The organism is Streptomyces sp. NPDC059452 (assembly GCF_042750035.1).
Lineage (GTDB): Bacteria > Actinomycetota > Actinomycetes > Streptomycetales > Streptomycetaceae > Streptomyces.
On the sequence record NZ_JBHYVE010000004.1, the window covers coordinates 256,671 to 273,572 of the forward strand.

The 16,902-nt window shown below is 72.3% G+C and carries 15 protein-coding genes; 5 read left to right on the forward strand and 10 right to left on the reverse strand.

Going from position 1 to position 16,902, the window contains the following annotated elements; translation table 11 throughout:
* Positions 1–107: 107 nt before the first annotated feature.
* The 5 genes from ACFW9Z_RS08770 to ACFW9Z_RS08790 all read right to left on the reverse strand — a co-directional run bounded on the left by ACFW9Z_RS08770 (position 108) and on the right by ACFW9Z_RS08790 (position 7,592).
* Positions 108–1,286 carry an acyl-CoA dehydrogenase family protein gene (locus tag ACFW9Z_RS08770; protein WP_384636449.1) on the reverse strand — a complete coding sequence of 393 codons (1,179 nt, stop codon included), beginning with the start codon at positions 1,284–1,286 and terminating at the stop codon, positions 108–110.
* The gene (locus tag ACFW9Z_RS08775) at positions 1,283–3,280 is read right to left on the reverse strand and encodes a biotin carboxylase N-terminal domain-containing protein (protein ID WP_384636452.1); all 1,998 of its coding nucleotides are present in this window, start codon (positions 3,278–3,280) and stop codon (positions 1,283–1,285) included. Before ACFW9Z_RS08775 ends, ACFW9Z_RS08770 begins: the two co-directional genes overlap by 4 nt.
* A gap of 63 nt (positions 3,281–3,343) precedes the next feature.
* The gene (locus ACFW9Z_RS08780; protein WP_384636455.1) at positions 3,344–4,951 is read right to left on the reverse strand and encodes an acyl-CoA carboxylase subunit beta; all 1,608 of its coding nucleotides are present in this window, start codon (positions 4,949–4,951) and stop codon (positions 3,344–3,346) included.
* Positions 4,948–6,651, reverse strand: coding sequence for an acyclic terpene utilization AtuA family protein (locus tag ACFW9Z_RS08785; protein WP_384636822.1), 1,704 nt, complete (start codon positions 6,649–6,651; stop codon positions 4,948–4,950). Before ACFW9Z_RS08785 ends, ACFW9Z_RS08780 begins: the two co-directional genes overlap by 4 nt.
* Positions 6,652–6,761: 110 nt before the next feature.
* Positions 6,762–7,592 (reverse strand): TIGR03084 family metal-binding protein, encoded by an 831-nt coding sequence (locus tag ACFW9Z_RS08790; RefSeq protein WP_384636458.1) that lies wholly within the window; start codon positions 7,590–7,592, stop codon positions 6,762–6,764.
* A 285-nt stretch (positions 7,593–7,877) separates the two neighbouring features.
* On the opposite strand from ACFW9Z_RS08790, the gene ACFW9Z_RS08795 reads away from it, so the two are divergent.
* From ACFW9Z_RS08795 to ACFW9Z_RS08805, 3 genes are all read left to right on the forward strand, one after another.
* Entirely contained in the window at positions 7,878–8,576 is a 699-nt protein-coding gene (locus ACFW9Z_RS08795) for a hypothetical protein (RefSeq protein WP_384636461.1), read from the forward strand.
* 129 nt (positions 8,577–8,705) lie between these two features.
* On the forward strand, positions 8,706–9,425 hold the full coding sequence (locus ACFW9Z_RS08800) for an NUDIX domain-containing protein (protein WP_384636464.1): 720 nt from the start codon (positions 8,706–8,708) through the stop codon (positions 9,423–9,425).
* Between the two features lie 133 nt (positions 9,426–9,558).
* Positions 9,559–10,476, forward strand: coding sequence for a helix-turn-helix domain-containing protein (locus ACFW9Z_RS08805; RefSeq protein WP_384636467.1), 918 nt, complete (start codon positions 9,559–9,561; stop codon positions 10,474–10,476).
* Positions 10,477–10,519: 43 nt separating this feature from the next.
* On the opposite strand, the gene ACFW9Z_RS08810 is transcribed toward ACFW9Z_RS08805, so the two are convergent.
* Complete coding sequence (locus tag ACFW9Z_RS08810) at positions 10,520–10,933, reverse strand: peptidoglycan-binding protein (RefSeq protein ID WP_384636470.1); 414 nt, start codon at positions 10,931–10,933, stop codon at positions 10,520–10,522.
* A gap of 361 nt (positions 10,934–11,294) precedes the next feature.
* Here ACFW9Z_RS08810 and ACFW9Z_RS08815 point away from each other — a divergent pair, with 361 nt between their 5' ends.
* Positions 11,295–12,305, forward strand: coding sequence for a DUF2690 domain-containing protein (locus tag ACFW9Z_RS08815; protein ID WP_384636473.1), 1,011 nt, complete (start codon positions 11,295–11,297; stop codon positions 12,303–12,305).
* 156 nt (positions 12,306–12,461) lie between these two features.
* On the opposite strand, the gene ACFW9Z_RS08820 is transcribed toward ACFW9Z_RS08815, so the two are convergent.
* Positions 12,462–12,893, reverse strand: coding sequence for a hypothetical protein (locus tag ACFW9Z_RS08820; protein WP_384636476.1), 432 nt, complete (start codon positions 12,891–12,893; stop codon positions 12,462–12,464).
* 231 nt (positions 12,894–13,124) lie between these two features.
* Positions 13,125–14,117 (reverse strand): DMT family transporter, encoded by a 993-nt coding sequence (locus ACFW9Z_RS08825; RefSeq protein WP_384636480.1) that lies wholly within the window; start codon positions 14,115–14,117, stop codon positions 13,125–13,127.
* A 172-nt stretch (positions 14,118–14,289) separates the two neighbouring features.
* Between ACFW9Z_RS08825 and ACFW9Z_RS08830 the strand changes: the two genes are divergently transcribed.
* Positions 14,290–15,207, forward strand: coding sequence for a LysR family transcriptional regulator (locus ACFW9Z_RS08830; RefSeq protein WP_384636483.1), 918 nt, complete (start codon positions 14,290–14,292; stop codon positions 15,205–15,207).
* Positions 15,208–15,376: 169 nt separating this feature from the next.
* Here ACFW9Z_RS08830 and ACFW9Z_RS08835 read toward each other — a convergent pair whose 3' ends face one another.
* Both ACFW9Z_RS08835 and ACFW9Z_RS08840 read right to left on the reverse strand, forming a co-directional pair.
* Positions 15,377–15,904, reverse strand: coding sequence for a GNAT family N-acetyltransferase (locus ACFW9Z_RS08835; protein WP_384636486.1), 528 nt, complete (start codon positions 15,902–15,904; stop codon positions 15,377–15,379).
* The gene (locus tag ACFW9Z_RS08840) at positions 15,901–16,773 is read right to left on the reverse strand and encodes an XRE family transcriptional regulator (RefSeq protein WP_384636489.1); all 873 of its coding nucleotides are present in this window, start codon (positions 16,771–16,773) and stop codon (positions 15,901–15,903) included. Before ACFW9Z_RS08840 ends, ACFW9Z_RS08835 begins: the two co-directional genes overlap by 4 nt.
* Positions 16,774–16,902: the final 129 nt, after the last annotated feature.

Below are 16,902 nucleotides of genomic sequence, written 5' to 3' on the forward strand. Positions count from 1 at the left end.
GGGGGCGGGGCGCGGGACGCCGTGCGGGTGTTGTGTGGAGGGTCAGAATCGCCCCTGGGGGGAGGGATGGGGAGAGGTCGGACGCAAGCGGATCAGGGGGAAGGGGGTCAGTACGACTTCGGCAGGCCCAGCGACTGGTGCGAGACGTAGTTCAGGATCATCTCCCGGCTGACCGGTGCGATCCGGGCCACGCGCGATGCGGTGATCAGCGACGCGAGGCCGTACTCCCTGGTCAGGCCGTTGCCGCCGAGCGTGTGGACCGCCTGGTCGACCGCCTTCACGCACGCCTCGCCGGCCGCGTACTTCGCCATGTTCGCCGCCTCGCCCGCCCCGATGTCGTCGCCCTCGTCGTAGAGCCGGGCCGCCTTCTGCATCATCAGGCGCGACAGCTCCAGGTCGATGTGCGCGGTGGCGAGCGGGTGTGCGATGGCCTGGTGGGAGCCGATCGGGGCCTTCCAGACCTGCCGGGTACGGGCGTACTCGACGGCCCTGCCGAGCGCGAACCGGCCCATCCCGATCCCGAACGCGGCCGTCATGATCCGCTCGGGGTTCAGCCCGGCGAAGAGTTGGAGCAGCCCCGCGTCCTCGTCGCCGACCAGGGCGTCGGCGGGCAGCCGTACGTCGTCGAGGACCAGCTCGAACTGCTTCTCGGGGGCGTGGAGTTCCATGTCGATCTGGTTCCGTCCGAAGCCGTCCGCATCGCGCGGAACGATGAAGAGGCAGGGCTTCAGCTTCCCGGAGCGGGCGTCCTCCGTCCGACCGACGATCAACGTGGCATCGGCTATGTCGACACCGGACACGAAGACCTTGCGGCCGGTGAGCACCCAGTCGGTGCCGTCGCGGCGGGCGGTGGTGGTGATCCGGTGGGAGTTGGAACCGGCGTCCGGCTCGGTGATCCCGAAGGCCATGGTGAGGGTGCCGTCGGCGAGGCCCGGCAGCCACGTCCGCTTCTGCTCGTCCGTGCCGAAGCGGGCGATGACCGTGCCGCAGATCGCGGGGGACACGATCATCATCAGGAGCGGCGAACCGGCCGCCCCCAACTCCTCTAGCACGATGGAGAGTTCGGCCATGCCGCCGCCCCCACCGCCGTACTCCTCGGGTAGGTTCACCCCGAGGTAGCCGAGCTTGGCGGCCTCCGCCCACAGCTCGCGGGTGTGGGAGCCCTCGCGGATGACGGTGGTCATGTAGTCGCGCCCGTACCGCTTTCCGAGGGCGGCCACGGCGGCGCGCAGCGCCCGGTGTTCGTCGGTTTCGAGGACGGTGCCGATGGTGCCGACGGTGCTCATGCGTTCTCCTCCGGTACGGGGGTGGCTGCTGCGGGGTGCGCTTCCTGTACGACGGCGAGCAGGGCGCCCACCTCGACCTGGTGGCCGGGGGCGGCGTGCAGGGCGGTGAGGGTGCCGGAGGCGGGGGCGAGGATGCGGTGCTCCATCTTCATCGCCTCCAGCCAGATCAGGGGCTGCCCGGCCTCGACGGCGGCCCCCGGCGCCAGGCCCTCCGCGAGGCGGACGACGGTGCCGGGCATGGGGGCGAGGAGCGAGCCGGGGTCGGTCTGCGTGGCGGGGTCGGTGAAGCGGGGCAGGGCGGTGAAGGCGTACGAGGCTCCGGCGGTGTCCACGTAGAGCCGGTCGCGGTCCGGGGCGATGGTGAAGTGCCGCGTCACGCCGTCGAGTTCGAGGGTGACGCGGGCGGGGGTGACGGCGAGGACCCGGGTGCCGTTCGCTTCGTACGGCTCCGGGATGCCGGTGCGCGGGGTCCGGTAGGCGATCTCGTACTCCGTGCCGTCCGGTTCGCTGCGGTAGCGCTTGACCTGCGGCTGCGAGGGGACGTTCCGCCAGGCGCCGAAGCGGGCGGGGGCGGTGGACGCGGTGGACGCGGTGGACGCGGTGGTGGGGCGTACGGCTTCCGCCAGGGCGGCGGCGAGGGCGGCGGTGGCGGGGTCTCCGGTTCCGGCTCCCGGCGCGGTCAGGTCGGCCAGGTGCCGGTCGTAGAAGCCGGTGTCGAGCCGGGCCGCCGCGAAGTCCGGGTGGCGCAACGACCGTACGAGCAGGGTGCGGTTGGTGACCGGGCCGTGGATACGGGCACGCTCCAGGGCTCCGGCGAGCAACCGCACCGCCGCCGTCCGCGTCGGGGCGTGGGCGATGACCTTGGCGAGCATCGGGTCGTAGTGCACGCCGATGGTGTCGCCGCCGACATACCCGGTGTCCAGGCGCAGACCGGGCGCGTCCGGGACCTCCAGCGTGAGCAGTGCTCCGGTCTGCGGCTGCCAGTCACGCGCGGGGTCCTCGGCGTAGAGCCGGGCCTCCACCGCGTGGCCCGACGGAGACGGGACCGCCGGGTCCAGCGGCTCCCCCTCCGCCACCCGCAGTTGCAGCGCCACCAGGTCCACCCCGAACACGGCCTCCGTCACCGGGTGTTCGACCTGGAGGCGGGTGTTCATCTCCAGGAAGTACGGCTTGCCCTCGGCCGAGACCAGGAACTCCACGGTCCCCGCCCCCCGGTAGTCGACCGCCCGCGCGGCCGCCACCGCCGCCTCGTGCAGCCGCGCCCGCAGCCCCTCCTCCAGCGCGGGCGCCGGGGCCTCCTCGATGACCTTCTGGTGGCGGCGCTGGAGCGAGCAGTCCCGCGTCCCGAGCGCCCACACGGTGTCGTACGCGTCCGCCATGACCTGGACCTCGACATGCCGGCCCCGCTCGACGTACGGCTCGGCGAAGACCTCCCCGTCCCCGAAGGCGGACGCGGCCTCGGCGGCAGCGGCCAGCAACTCACCTCCCAGCGCGTCCAGTTCCCGTACGATCCGCATCCCGCGACCGCCCCCGCCCGAGGCGGCCTTCAGCAGCAGTGGGAGATCGTCGGTGCTCGCCGTGGCCGGGTCCACGGGGGCCAGCAACGGCACCCCGGCCCCCGCCATCAGCTCCTTGGCCCGGGTCTTGGAGGCCATCAGCTCGATGGCCTTGACCGGCGGGCCCACCCAGACCAGCCCCGCGTCCTGCACGGCGGCGGCAAACGCGGCGTTCTCGGAGAGGAAGCCGTAGCCGGGGTGCACGGCGTCCGCCCCGGCGGCCAGCGCGGCGGCCACGACGAGGTCGCCGCGCAGATAGGTCTCGGCGGGGGCGGCCCCCGGCAGCCGTACGGCGAGGTCCGCCTCCCTCACGTGCAGGGCGTCGGCGTCCGCGTCGGAGTACACGGCGACCGTGGAGATGCCCAGGTCACGGCAGGTACGGAAGATCCGGCAGGCGATCTCGCCCCGGTTGGCGACAAGAAGAGTCGTGATGGTCATCCGGGCCCCATCGATAGCGGTGGTCATCCGAGCCTCACATCCGGAGGGTTCGTCATGCGCGGGTCACATCCGGAAGACGCCGAAGCCGCCGCGGGCGCCCTCGACCGGTGCGGTGTGGATCGCGGACAGGCACATCCCGAGGACGGTCCGGGTGTCGCGCGGATCGATGACCCCGTCGTCGTACAGCCGCCCGGACAGGAACATCGGCAGCGACTCCGCCTCGATCTGCTGCTCCACCATGGCGCGCAGCCCGGCGTCGGCCTCGTCGTCGTACGGCTGCCCCTTCGCGGCGGCCGACGCGCGGGCCACGATGGAGAGGACGCCCGCCAACTGCTGCGGCCCCATCACGGCGGACTTGCTGCTGGGCCAGGCGAAGAGGAAGCGCGGATCGTAGGCGCGGCCGCACATCCCGTAGTGCCCGGCCCCGTACGAGGCGCCCATCAGGACCGACAGGTGCGGGACCCGGGAGTTGGCCACCGCGTTGATCATCATCGCGCCGTGCTTGATGATGCCGCCCTGCTCGTACTCCTTGCCGACCATGTAGCCGGTGGTGTTGTGCAGGAAGAGGAGCGGAATGTCCCGCTGGTTGGCGAGTTGGATGAACTGGGCGGCCTTCTGCGACTCCTCGCTGAACAGCACCCCCTGCGCGTTGGCAAGGATCCCGACGGGGTACCCGTGCAGCCGCGCCCACCCCGTCACCAGGCTCGTCCCGTACAGCGGCTTGAACGCGTCGAAGTCCGAGCCGTCGACCAGCCGGGCAATCACCTCGCGCGGATCGAACGGCACCTTGAGATCGCCCGGCACGATCCCCAGCAGCTCGTCCTCGTCGTACTTAGGCGGCTCGGCTGGTCCCGGATCGGCGTGTGCCTTACGCCAGTTGAAGCGGGCCACGATCCGCCGGGCCTGCCGGATCGCGTCCTGTTCGTCCACGGCGAAGTGGTCGGCGAGCCCCGACGTACGGGCGTGCATCTCGGCCCCGCCCAGCGACTCGTCGTCGTTCTCCTCGCCGGTCGCCATCTTCACCAGCGGCGGTCCGCCGAGGAAGACCTTGGACCGCTCCCGGATCATCACGGCGTGGTCGGACATCCCGGGGACGTACGCGCCTCCGGCGGTGGAGTTCCCGAACACCACGGCCACGGTGGGGATTCCGGCCGCCGACAGCCGGGTGATGTCCCGGAACAGCGCCCCGCCCGGGATGAAGATCTCCTTCTGGGACGGCAGATCGGCGCCGCCCGACTCCACCAGGCTGATGGCGGGGAGCCGGTTGGCGAAGGCGATCTCGTTGGCGCGCAGGGCCTTCTTCAGCGTCCACGGGTTCGACGCCCCGCCGCGTACGGTCGGGTCGTTGGCGGTGATCAGGCACTCGACGCCCGCCACCACCCCGATCCCGGTGATGAGCGAGGCCCCGACGGCGTACTCGGGGGAGGCGCTGCCCCAGGCGGCCAGCGGCGACAGCTCCAGGAACGGGGTGTCGGGGTCGACCAGGAGCTCGATCCGCTCCCGGGCGGGGAGTTTGCCGCGCTTGCGGTGCCGGGCCAGGTACTTCTCGCCGCCGCCCGCGAGCGCCTTGGCGTGCTCGGCCTCCAGCTCGGCGAGCCGCTCCAGCATGGTGGCCCGATTCGCCGCGTAATCCGGGCTGTTGGTGTCGAGCCCGGTGGGCAGGACGGTCATGCGGATACCTCCGGGGACGGGCCTTGGTGGCGTTCCAGCAGGGCCACGGGGATGGGCAGCCACCGCGACCGCAGCCACTCCCCCACCGCCTTGGCCTGCGGATCGAACCGGGACTGGGACGCGACCCCCTCCCCCAGGAGGCCGTGCACGGTGAAGTTCAGGGCGCGGAGGTTGGGCAGGACATGGCGTACGACGGTCAAGTCGCCGGTCTCCGGCAGGAGTTCGCGGAACCGCTCGACGGTCAGTTCATGGGCCAGCCACCGCCAGGCGTCGTCGTCACGCACCCAGACACCCACGTTGGCGTCGCCGCCCTTGTCACCGCTGCGGGCGCCCGCGATGAGTCCGAGGGGGGCACGGCGGGTGGGACCGGAAGGGTACGGGGCGGGGAGCGCCGGCACGTCGACCTCGGCCAACTCCTGCGTACTGGATGGAGGTTCAATGACGATGCGGCTTCCGCCCGGCAGCACAGCCGCGTGCTCGACCTCCCCCGCCGGTACGTGGCCGGCCTCGAACACCCCGTAGGGAGCGCCCTTTCCGGGCGGGGCGGTGACGTGGAAGCCCGGGTAGCTGCCGAGGGCGAGTTCGACGGCGGCGGCGGAGACGGCCCGCCCCACCGCCTCCGCGTCCTGATCGCGCACGACGAGCCGGAGGAGGGCACTGGCCCGCTCCTCGGTGTCGGCGTCGGGGCGGTCGGTACGGACCAGCTCCCAGCGCACCTCGGCGGGCCGCCGCGGGCCGCCCCGCTCCAGGGCGTCGGCGAACTGGCCTTGTACCAGACGGGCCTTGGCCTCGATGTCCAGGCCCGTGAGGACGAAGACGACCTCGTTGCGCCAGCCGCCGAGCCGGGTGAGCCCGGCCTTGAGGGTGGGGGGCGGGGCCTCGCCGCGCACCCCGTCGATGCGGACGCGGTCCGGGCCGTCGGGGGTGAGCCGTACGGTGTCCAGGCGGGCGGTGACGTCGGGTCCGGCGTACCGGGCTCCCCCGGTCTCGTAGAGGAGTTGGGCGGTGACCGTACCGAGGTCGACGACGCCTCCCGTACCGTCGTGCTTGGTGATCACGGAGGACCCGTCGGCGTGGATCTCGGCGAGGGGGAAGCCGGGGCGGCGGACGTCGTGGTCCCCGAAGAAGGCGTAGTTCCCGCCGGTCGCCTGTGTCCCGCACTCCAGTACGTGCCCGGCGACCACGGCCCCCGCGAGGGCGTCCAGGTCGTCCGGGCCCCAGCCGAAGTGGGCGGCGGCCGGGCCGGTGACGAGGGCCGCGTCGGTGACCCGGCCGGTGACGACGATGTCGGCCCCGGCCCGCAGGCAGGCGGCGATCCCGGCGCCGCCGAGGTAGGCGTTGGCGGTGAGGAACCCGTCCGGCACGGGCAGGCTGTCGCCCTCGACATGGGCGACGGTGACCGGCACGCCGACCTTGGCGGCCAACTTCCGTACGGCATCGGCCAGTCCGGCCGGGTTGAGACCCCCCGCGTTGGCGACGATCTTCACGCCACGCTCATGGGCGAGCCCGAGCCCTTCTTCGAGTTGGCGGAGGAAGGTGGTGGCGTACCCCTTCTCCGGGTCCTTGAGGCGGCTGCGGCCGAGGATGAGCATGGTCAGCTCGGCGAGGTAGTCGCCGGTGAGGACGTCGAGGGGGCCGCCGATGAGCATCTCGCGTACGGCGTCGAAGCGGTCGCCGTAGAAGCCGGAGGCGTTGCCGATGCGGAGGCCGGGGGCGGGGGCGGGGGCGGTGTCGGAAGCGGGGTTGGGGCCGGGGCCGGGGGCGGGGGCGGTGGGGCTGGAGGCCCGGGCGGGAGAGGGGTCGGGGGCGGTCACCGGTCACCCCGTACGGGTTGCTCGGCGTGTACGGCTCGCTCCGCGCGGGGCGGGCGGCCCGGTCCGGGAGGTCCGGCGAAGGCCTGGGCGATGGAGAGCCACTGGTCCGCCTCGCGCCCCTCGGCGGTGACGGCGAGGTCGGCGCGGTGGGCGCGCTGGGTGACCAGGAGGCAGAAGTCGAGCAGCGGCCCGGTGACGCGCTGGGCGGCGCCTTCGGGGCCGTAAGCGATCAATTCGCCGTCCGGGGCGTGGAGTTCGACGCGGAACTCCTCCTCGGGCACCTCGATCCCCCGTACGGCGTAGGCGTAGTTCCGGGCCCGCACCCCGATCCGCGCCACGTGCCGCAGCCGGGCGGTGGGGGTGCGGGTGACACCGAGGGCGTCGGCGATGTCCTGGCCGTGGGCCCAGGTCTCCATGAGCCGGGCGGTCGCCATGGACGCGACGCTCATCGGCGGCCCGTACCAGGGGATCCGGGCCCCCGCCGGGGCGTCCCGCAACACCTGGCCGAGCCGCTGCCGCCCCTCCCGCCACCGCGCGAGCAGGGCGTCCGGGGCATGGGCGGCGACCAGGGCTTCGGCGGCCTCGTCGACGAAGGACTCGGGGGCAGCGAGCGCCTTGGCCACCTCCTCGCCGAACCGTTCCGGCTCGGTGGCCGCCCGCAGCGCGACCCCGTCGGTCCAGGCGAGGTGGGCGATCTGATGGGCGACGGTCCACCCTTCGGCGGGGGTCTGCTCCCGCCACCGCTCGGCCCCCAACGCCCGTACCAGCAGATCGAGTTCGTCGCTCTCCTCGCGCAGATCGTCGACCACCGCTGCGACATCGGACACGTGCGCTCCCCTCGGGACCGGGTGTGGTGCCCAGGAGCATGGCAGCGGACCAGGAAACAATCAAGCACGCTTGCATGATTTTCTGTCCGGGCGCCGCCGGGCACGTTCGCGCCAGCACCGCATCCCACCGTTCAGTGATTGACCGAACACCTTCTGTTCGTTCTCTGCCCGGAACGTGTCGAATGACGGGCGTACGGAGTGCGGGCCGCAGCGCGGTCCGTACATGCGCGATTCCTTCATCGCGCGTTCCCCTTCATCACCCGCATGACCAACAGGAGTCCTCAGATGCGACGTCCTTCGCGCCTTCGCGCTGTTCTGCTCGCCCTGGTCACCGCCTGCGCCACGGTGGTGGCCGGAGTCGCCCCCGCGCAGGCCGCCCCCGCCCCTGCGGCCGCCTCCGACGTGGGGCCGGTGCAGCTCCAGTTCGTCGGCACCGGCGGCGGCCCGCTGAACATCGCCCAACGGGCCGCGTACGACTCGGCGTTCGTTCTGGCCGCCCAGAGCGGATTCCACAGCTCCCAGTGCCGGATCACCTTTGCCTTCGACAACCCCATCACCGGCGGCTACTGGTTCTCGACACGGCATCTGAAGTGCGTCGGCGAACCGGTGGCGGCCACTCCGACGCGCATGCTGTACCGGTATCTCAGCAGCCGGGACCACCTGAGCAGCGTCTGGCACGTGCCGGACGGCTACAACCGCGAAGGCGGCCTGGGCCAGTTGTACACCTCCGCCGCTCCCGGCACCCACGCGCTGTACCTGTGCGTCGTGCGGGGCGACCACTTCCTGTCCTACGAGCGCAACTGCGAGGGCCAGGAGTACGTGACCCGGCTCGGCTGGCTCCCCGTGGGGCCGCCGGACGGGGTGGCGAGCTTGCCGCTCTACCGCTGCCTGACCCGCGACAACCGCCAGCTGTTCGAGTCCAACGACCCGAACTGCGAAAGCCAGATCGTGGGCGGCCCGCTGGGCTACACGCTCGCCGGCTGACCCCGTACGGGGATGCGGCCGGGAGCACGGCCGGGGCGCGATCCGGGGACACGCCCGGGGTACGTCCAGGAACGCGGCCGGGGCGCGATCCGGGGGCGCTCCCGTCCGCTCCGCTGCTAATCTCCGCCGATGACTGCCGAACCGCACCTGGTGACCCCGCACTTCGACCGTGACCGGCTCGTCCTGGAGGAGCGCCACGAGGCCGGATCCGTCCGCTACGCCTTCCCCGGTACGGCGACGGAGGCCCGGGGCCCGCTGCGCGCGCTCACCCTGGACGAGGCCCTGCACGCGCGGATATGGCCCACCGGTACGGCGGAGGCCGTCCTGCGGGCCTGGGCGGAGGGCGGTGGCGGGCCTGCGGGGGCGGTCGAGGTGGACGATCCGGCCGCCGTTCCTCCCGTACGGGTCCGGGCCGGGGCGCTCCTGATCCAGGACGGGCACATGCTGCTCATCCGCTTCCAGGAGCCGGACGAGGACGGCCCGTACTACGAGATCCCCGGCGGCGGGGTGGAGCCGGGCGAGACGCCCGAGGAGGCCGCCGTACGCGAGCTCCGGGAGGAGACCGGTCTCCACGGGAGCGTCGGGCGCGAGGTGGCGCGGGTCTGGAAGGGGGGCCGGCACGAGCACTACTTCCTCATGGCGGCCGAGGGCACGCTCGGGTCCGCCGAGACCCTGGACACCTACGGCGGCGTCCCCGTCTGGCTCCCCGTGGCGGACCTCCCCGCCACCCCGCTCTGGCCGCGCCGGCTCTCGTGGCGGATCGAGCACTGGCACCGGACGGGGTGGCCCGCGCACCCGGCCGAACTGGCCGACTCCATCACCGATCTGCGGGCCGCCTGCACCTGGTGACCGGGGCCGCCGAAGGGGTGCTATCGGCCGGTATCAGCCCGTACCGCCCGGTGCGTGACGGCCGGGGAGGCCCTTCCGGTGCTGGAGCGTGCATGCTCGCATCGGAAACGTCGGAAGAAAGGGGCCGGGACGCATGGCACGGTGGTTGCCGCTGGCGGCGGAGATGGAGCCCGAGCGGCGACGGCTGACGGAGCGGCTCCGGCTGCTGAAGGACCGTACCGGGCTGAGCCTGAACTCGCTGGCGGGGAAGACCTCGTACAGCGCCTCCTCCTGGCAGCGGTACCTAAACGCGGCGTCGCTGCCGCCCTGGGCGGCGGTGGAAGCCCTCGGGAAACTCGGCGGTGCGGGGCGGCAGGATCTGGCCCGGCTGCGGGTGTTGTGGGAAGCGGCTGCGGAGGCCGAACCGGCTGGGAAGGCTGCCCGGAAGAGTGAACCGATTGCGGACAATTCCTGCCCCCGGGCCGCTCTAACCGACCAGCCCGACCAGCCCGACCGGTCGTCGGAACAGCGGGAAGAACCTCGGGAAGCAGAGCCCCCGACACAACAGGCCCAGCGGTCACAGCAGGCGCTGCGGGTGCGTTCCCTCGTGGCCGGGATCGCCGTGCTCCTCCTGCTGGCCCTGCCGAAGTCCTCCGGCAGGACGCCCGACGGCCCCTCCTGGCCCTGGCCCGCCGATCCCGCCCCCGCCGCCGGGGCCCCGGGCCGGGCGGCGCAGTGCCAGGGGCCCGACTGCGAGGGGCAGGACGCGGTCCGGACGGGGTGCGCGCGGGACGGGCGGGTCCTGGGGCGGCTCGACCGGGACGCGCAGCGCCTGGAGCTGAAACACAGTCCGCACTGCGGGACCGTCTGGGGTGAGGTGTCTCCCGTACGGGGATCGGATCGGCTCTCCGTCAGCACACCGCTGCCCGCGCACCTGGACGAGCGGCCGGGCGTCGGCCGCACCCGTATGCTCCCGGTGCCGGATGGAGCGGGGACCGGCGCCCAGGTCTGTGTCCAGGTGCGGGACGAGCATGCGTGCGTCGCCTCGGACAACCGCTCCTGGACGGACTGAACACCCGTGTCACCCGGGTCAGCGGATCAGCCGGATCAGCGGATCAGCCGGGCGTCTTCGCGCACACGTCCAGGGTCGGCCGGTAGCGGTGCAGCGGCTTGTACCGGCCCGCGTCCTTCACCAGATACCTCCCGTCGTCGGCCCGACGGAAGGGTACGGAGTGTTTCCTCCCCTCGTAGTACACGGCGCCGTCGCGCTCGGTGAGCCGTGCCCCCGCCTTTCCGAACGTCTTCGGGCCGATGATGCCGTCGGCCGGGAGCCCGTGGTTGTTCTGCCAGGCCCGGGTGGCCCGGACCGTGGGCTCGTCGTAACGGCAGTCGATCCGCGACCGGTTGACATAGCCGTCGGCCCACAGCACGGCCTGCCACAGGGCGACCAGGTCGCTGTGGAGCGGAAGGTCCTCCCCGAGGAGGCCTTCGTCGTCCCAGTGCTGGGCGAGCGGTCCGGTGCCGTGCACGTACGGCCTCTCCTGCGCCGGACGGGTCGGAGAGGACGGAGGGGAGGGAGAGGACGGAGGGGACGGAGGGGACGGAGGGGACGGAGGGGACGGGCGATCGGCCGGTGAACCGGGCGCCGGGGAAGTGGAGCCGTCCCCTCCCGCGCAGCCATTCACCGCGAGAACGGCCGTCAGAATAAACGCCATTGACCATGACCGGTGCATGCGGCCTTCCTCACACTGCCTGCCTTATTCCCGTCAGTTTACGAGTGATCAGCCACGGGAGGAGGAAGAATAGAACGGGAAGAAAAGTCCGTATTTCAACTGGCTCCGGATGGCCTTGCGATAAAGGCGGTCGGCAGCCGAAGAATGGTCTGCACCTATGGCTGATGGAAATCCCCGAACCGAGCGGCTGCATTCCGATGTCGGTCGTCTCGTCAGGGAGTTGCGCCGGGCGAAGGACGCCTCGGGCCTGAGCCTGTCCGCCCTGGCCGAGGCGACTCCGTACAGCAGGTCGTCCTGGGAACGGTTCCTCAACGGTACGCAGTTTCCCCCGCGCGCGGCGGTCGAGGCCCTGGCCGTCCGGAGCGGTGGCGGAGGCGGTGGCGGGGAGGACGGGGAACGGCTGCTGGCCCTGTGGGAGGTGGCGGAGTGCGCCTGGAGCGGCCGGGCCCGTACCGCCGCCGTACGGGAGACGTCCCGCCCCGAGCCTCCGGAGGAGACCCCGGCTGGGGCCGCAGCCGGGGTCACAGTCGCGGCCACTGCCGGGGCCGGTGAGCCGAGCGGAACCGGTGCCCCTGCCGCAGCCGATGACCCCGGCTCAGATGCTTCCGACGGTGTACGGGACCGTCCCCGGCGGCCCCGCCGGAGAGTCCTGGCGGTCTCGGCCGCAGCGGCCGTGGCCCTCGCCGTCGTCTGTACGGTCGCCGTGCTCCGCGCCTCCCCGGCCGACGACCCGGGCCGAGGCTCCCCTTCCGGCACCCCGAGCGCCCAGGAGCCACCGGTCACGGGCGTGGAGGCGCAGTGCTTCGGCACGGCGTGCGACGGCAAGGACGCGGTGGAGATGGGGTGCGGCGGCGACGCCTGGACCGCGGCGGTGAGCCGGGTCCAGGGGAGGTTCGTCGAAGTCCGCTACAGCAGTACGTGCAGAACCGCCTGGGCACGCGTCAAGTCCGCCGTTCCCGGGGACCGGGTCGAGGTCGTCCGGAAGGACGGCCGCACCTTCGACGAGGTGGTCCCCGACGATGCCAACCTCGCCGCCTTCACCTTCATGCTGTCGGCGCCCTCCCCCCGTCAGGTGAAAACCTGCTGGGAATTGTCGACGGGGGAAAAGGGCTGCACGCGGCACGGCAGCGACAAACCCCTTCCAGGGGCGTCACCTGTGCCCTCGTAACCCGACATCCGCCACCTGACACCTGGCACCTGGCACCTGGCACCACCCCGCATCCGGCATCCGGCATCCGGCATCCGACCGAGGCTCGGGGCCGGACAACGGAGACGCCCGTCGGCGAGCCGCTTCGCAGCGGTTCGCCGACGGGCGTGCGGCCGGTTACTTGATCCGGTAGCGGATGTTGGCGTTGATCTTCATCGGCTGATCCCGGTCGGCCTGGATCTTGACCTTCTTGGCCTTACCGCTGTTGTTCCAGAAGAGCGTGTATCCGGAGCCGGGCCGGACGTTGCTCTTCTTGGCCAGCGCCTTCGAGTTCTGGTTGGCGATGCGGAGGTCGATCGGCTTGTTGCCGGAGGACACCAGCTCGACTTCGAGGGTCTTCCCCTTCTTCACCGTGATGCTGCCGGCCTTCTTGCAGGTGGTCCACTTGGCCGTCTTCAGCACACACTGGGTGTTCTTCGGCTTCGCCTTCGCCGCGGCGACCGTCGCCGGACCGGCGGCGGGGGCGGCGGTGGCGGCCGGCGCGAGGGCGAGGCCGCCGCCGAGAACGGCGGCCGCGGTGATCAGAGTCAGGCCCTGGCGTGATGCCATCACAGTCTCCTTGCATAGGACGTTCGCGGTTCGCCCGACGCGGCGGCGGGGTCCGTGGACCGTGCCGCCGGTCGGTACGTCACCGAGACTCCCCCCGTCCGCCGGGCCCCGTCCACGGAACCCGCCGACCCGGGCAATCGCGGGACAGCAACCCGTCTGACCTGCGGATATACCGGGGCGGGTGACACCGTCGCGGGACGCCCGAGAAGGTGAAGGCGAGGGCCTCGCGGCTCACTCCCGCCGCCGCGCCCCCGGCTGGCTGCGCACCGCGCCCATGCTCGCCCCGATGACCAGCGCGATGGCCAGGGCGTCCGTCGTGGACAGGGCCTGGTTCAGGATCAGGAAGCCCGCGGTGGCCGCGATCGCCGGTTCCAGGCTCATCATGACCGCGAAGGTGGAGGCGGGCAGCCGGCGCAGGGCCATGAGCTCCAGGGTGTACGGGAGCACCGAGCTCAGGACCGCCACCGCCGCGCCGAGCGCCAGGGTGGAGGGCACGGTGAGCTTGGCGCCGGACTCCCAGAGGCCCAGCGGCAGTGAGAGGACCGCGGCGACCACCATCGCCAGGGCCAGCCCGTCCGCCTGCGGGAAGCGGCGGCCGGTGCGGGCGCTGAACACGATGTACGCCGCCCACATCGCCCCCGCCCCCAGCGCGTACGCCACACCCACCGGGTCCAGGCGGTCGGCGCCCCCGCCGCCCAGCAGCACCACGCCGACCAGGGCGAGCCCGGCCCACACGACGTTGATCAGGCGGCGGGAGACGAAGACGGAGAGGGCCAGCGGGCCGAGCACCTCCAGGGTGACGGCGATACCGAGGGGGATGCGGTCCAGCGCCTGGTAGAAGAGCGTGTTCATACCGCCCATGGCCACGCCGAAGGCCACCACCGTGCCCCAGTCGGCGCGCGAGTGGCCGCGCAGCTTCGGCCGGCAGACCACCAGCAGGATCAGCGCGGCCGCCGCCAGCCGGAGCATGACGACGCCGAGCGCCCCCGCCCTCGGCATCAGCAGCGCCGCGATGGCCGAGCCGAACTGGACGGAGAGGCCGCCCGCGACCACCAGCACGACCGGCACCAGCTGCGTACCGCGCCCGCTGCCACCGCCGCTGCCCTTCGCCCCGGAACCGGGCCCGCGGGCGCCGCCGTGGTCGGCAGCGACCAGGGCGGGCACCGCCTCGGGTACGGCGACAGCTGCGGCCGCCGACTCTGCGGCAGTGCGCTTGACGTTCACGGGCGGCCTTCCGGAGGTACGAGGGGGTGCGAGGAGGATACGGAGGGAGTACGGATGGAGTACGGAGAAGGTACGAAACGATGTGCCGCGACCACGGCGGCGCAGGCTCCACGTTAGGCATCCGAGCGCGTCCCGTGAAATGACTTCTGGACTCCCGTTATGCTCCGGACGCATGAACAGCCGGGGAGACACAGGAAACGCCGGAGTACCCGCAGGCCCCAGGCATCCCGGCCGTGCCGTCGAGCTCCGCCATCTGCGGGCCTTCCTCGCCGTCGCCGAGGAGGGCAACGTCACCCGGGCCGCCGCGCACCTCGGCCTCACCCAGCCCGCCGTCTCCCGCACCCTCGCCGCCCTGGAACGGCACCTGGGCGTCCGGCTCGTCGACCGCTCCACCCACCACCTCGCCCTGACCCCCGAGGGCGTCGCCTTCCGCGACAAGGCCGCCACCGCGGTCGCCGCCTTCGACGAGGCCCTCGCCCCCGGGCGGCTGCGCCACTGGCCCCTGCGGCTCGGGCACGCCTGGTCGGCCTTCGGCCCGTACACCACACCGCTCCTGCGGACCTGGCAGGAACGCCACCCGCAGACCCCGCTGGAGCTGCTCCGGATCGACGACCGCACCGCCGGGCTCACCCGGGGCGAGGTCGACGCGGCGGTACTGCGCGGACCGGTGCGGGCGCCGGGGCTCGTCACCGAGGTGCTGTTCACCGAGGCGCGGGTGGCGGCGGTGACGGCGGACGGCCCGCTGGCCTCCCGTACGTCCCTCCGCCTCGCCGACCTCGCGGGCGGCCCCGTCGTCCTGAACCCCGTCTCCGGCAGCACGACCCCCGAGCTCTGGCCGCCGCACGCCCGGCCCACCGCCACCCTCACCGTCGCCAACACCGACGACTGGCTGACCGCCATCGCCGCCGGGCGCGGCAGCGGTGTCTCGGGCGCCTCCACCGCCGCCATGCACCCGCACCCCGGGGTCGCCTACCTCCCGCTCGACGACGCCCCGGGCGTCCCGGTCCTCCTCGCCCGCCGCGACGGCCCGGGCCACCCCGCCCTGCCGGAGCTGGCCGCGCTGGCCCGGGAGATCGTCGCGCGGGGATGAACGGGGGCCGGAGTCAAAGCCTGGGCCGCGCCGGACACCTCCGAGGGCGCTACCCCAGCGTCTTGGCCGAAAGCGCTATCGAGGTCCTGAGTACGTCGCCTTGGCGATCAGCGACCACCAGTCGACCGGTACACGGCGTAGCAGCGAGGTGACTCGGAGATGGCGCTGCTCAGGGATGCAGCCTCTTCACCATGACCGCGTACACCGGGGAGTCGGCGAAGGGCTGCTGCTCGCCCGCCTTCTCATAGCCCCACGTCTCGTACAGGCCCTGAACCTTTGGGTGCGTCACGTCGACCAGGAGCACCGCAAGATCTTCGCCGCGTTCCTTCAGCAGGGCTTCGTGGAGCCGCTCCGAGATCCCCTGCCTCCGCCATTGCGGGCGCACCATGACCTCGGAGACGGCGTAGGTCGCGGTGTAGCCGTTGTTCGGCGCGAACGCCGTGGAACGCCACCACTCGCGGCCCGGCTGGAGCGGGGCGCCGTACGCGAAGCCGGTCGGCTCGTCACCGTCGAAGGCGACGACGCAGGTGAAGCCGTCCATTCCTGACCAGTGATCGACGAACCACGGGAACCGCTGGTTGAACTCGTTGTCCATCGCGTCGGCGTAGGCGTCGGCATGCACATCGATCAGCATCTGCTTGAAGCCCTCGGGGAGGCTTCCCTGTGCGTAGTGCCGCAGGTCGATCACCCTGGTCACGTTCGGCTCCATTCATCTCGCATGCGGTCTGCCCAGTCGCGGGCGTACGTCGTGGACGGCGCCAGCCGGAACAGGTCTCGGTGGAAGTCTCCGATCAGGGTGCGCATGCGTCCCGGCAGTGGAGCGCCCTCCATGATCGTGAAGACGGTGCCCGCAGTCGCCGTGGCCTGCTCGGGCTCGCCTTGGCGGAGTTGCGCCAGGGCGAGCTGGCAGGTGGCCAGCGCGCGGTTGCGCTGGAACTCCGCCGGGATCCTGGCCAGGGACCGGTGAGCCATCGCCTCGGCTTCGGCGGGCTCCCCGTTGTGGTTGAGGATGATCGCCGCGAGGTGGTTGAGTTCCGCCGGCCCGTAGAACGCGGTCCATCGAGGACGCTCGTCCTCGGCCGCCTTCCGGTAGTTCTCCTGCGCTGCGCCCAGGGACCGGCGAGCGCCCCGCAGGTCTCCCAGCGACGAGTGGGCGAGCGCGAGACGGACGCGGCCCATGGAGCCGAAGAACGGGTCTCTGCGGGCGGCTGGGGAGGCGTTGGCCGCCTGAGCTGCCGCGAGCTGTTCCGGCCAGTTCTTCCGCTGGTAGGCGAGCATGGCCATGTTGACCCACACGCGCATGGCCGTGGGCGGGTCCTGGGAGAGGCCGGCGAACGTGGACGACTCGTGCAGGTACGTCCGGGCCTTGTCCAGGTCACGTAGGTCGATGCACGACCAGGCGGCGACGGTGGTGAACTCGGCCGCGAGCGCGTACAAGGCACGGCGTACACGTTCGCCGGCGTTCCGCTGCTGAAGCTCCAGCACCTTGGCGCGAGCTTCGAGGGCTGCGGTAGCCAGGGAGGCGTGCCCGCCTTGGCGGTCGTCGGCCTCCACGAGCCGGTTCATGCCGGCCGATGCTCGGGCCACGTCCGTCATGCCCACCGACCGACGTTGCTTGACCACGGGAACGACTGCGGCTGCCGTCCCGGTGGTGGAAGCGATGAAGTCGCGACGCCGCACGGAGCCCTCCGGGGG

Excerpts from the sequence above, each read along its gene's own strand:
- ACFW9Z_RS08770 (WP_384636449.1), bottom strand. The coding sequence starts at position 1,286 with ATGAGCACCGTCGGCACCATCGGCACCGTCCTCGAAACCGACGAACAC.
- ACFW9Z_RS08775 (WP_384636452.1), bottom strand. The coding sequence starts at position 3,280 with ATGACCATCACGACTCTTCTTGTCGCCAACCGGGGCGAGATCGCCTGC.
- ACFW9Z_RS08780 (WP_384636455.1), bottom strand. The coding sequence starts at position 4,951 with ATGACCGTCCTGCCCACCGGGCTCGACACCAACAGCCCGGATTACGCG.
- ACFW9Z_RS08795 (WP_384636461.1), top strand. The coding sequence starts at position 7,878 with ATGCGACGTCCTTCGCGCCTTCGCGCTGTTCTGCTCGCCCTGGTCACC.
- ACFW9Z_RS08800 (WP_384636464.1), top strand. The coding sequence starts at position 8,706 with ATGACTGCCGAACCGCACCTGGTGACCCCGCACTTCGACCGTGACCGG.
- ACFW9Z_RS08805 (WP_384636467.1), top strand. The coding sequence starts at position 9,559 with ATGGCACGGTGGTTGCCGCTGGCGGCGGAGATGGAGCCCGAGCGGCGA.
- ACFW9Z_RS08815 (WP_384636473.1), top strand. The coding sequence starts at position 11,295 with ATGGCTGATGGAAATCCCCGAACCGAGCGGCTGCATTCCGATGTCGGT.
- ACFW9Z_RS08820 (WP_384636476.1), bottom strand. The coding sequence starts at position 12,893 with ATGGCATCACGCCAGGGCCTGACTCTGATCACCGCGGCCGCCGTTCTC.
- ACFW9Z_RS08830 (WP_384636483.1), top strand. The coding sequence starts at position 14,290 with ATGAACAGCCGGGGAGACACAGGAAACGCCGGAGTACCCGCAGGCCCC.
- ACFW9Z_RS08840 (WP_384636489.1), bottom strand. The coding sequence starts at position 16,773 with ATGAACCGGCTCGTGGAGGCCGACGACCGCCAAGGCGGGCACGCCTCC.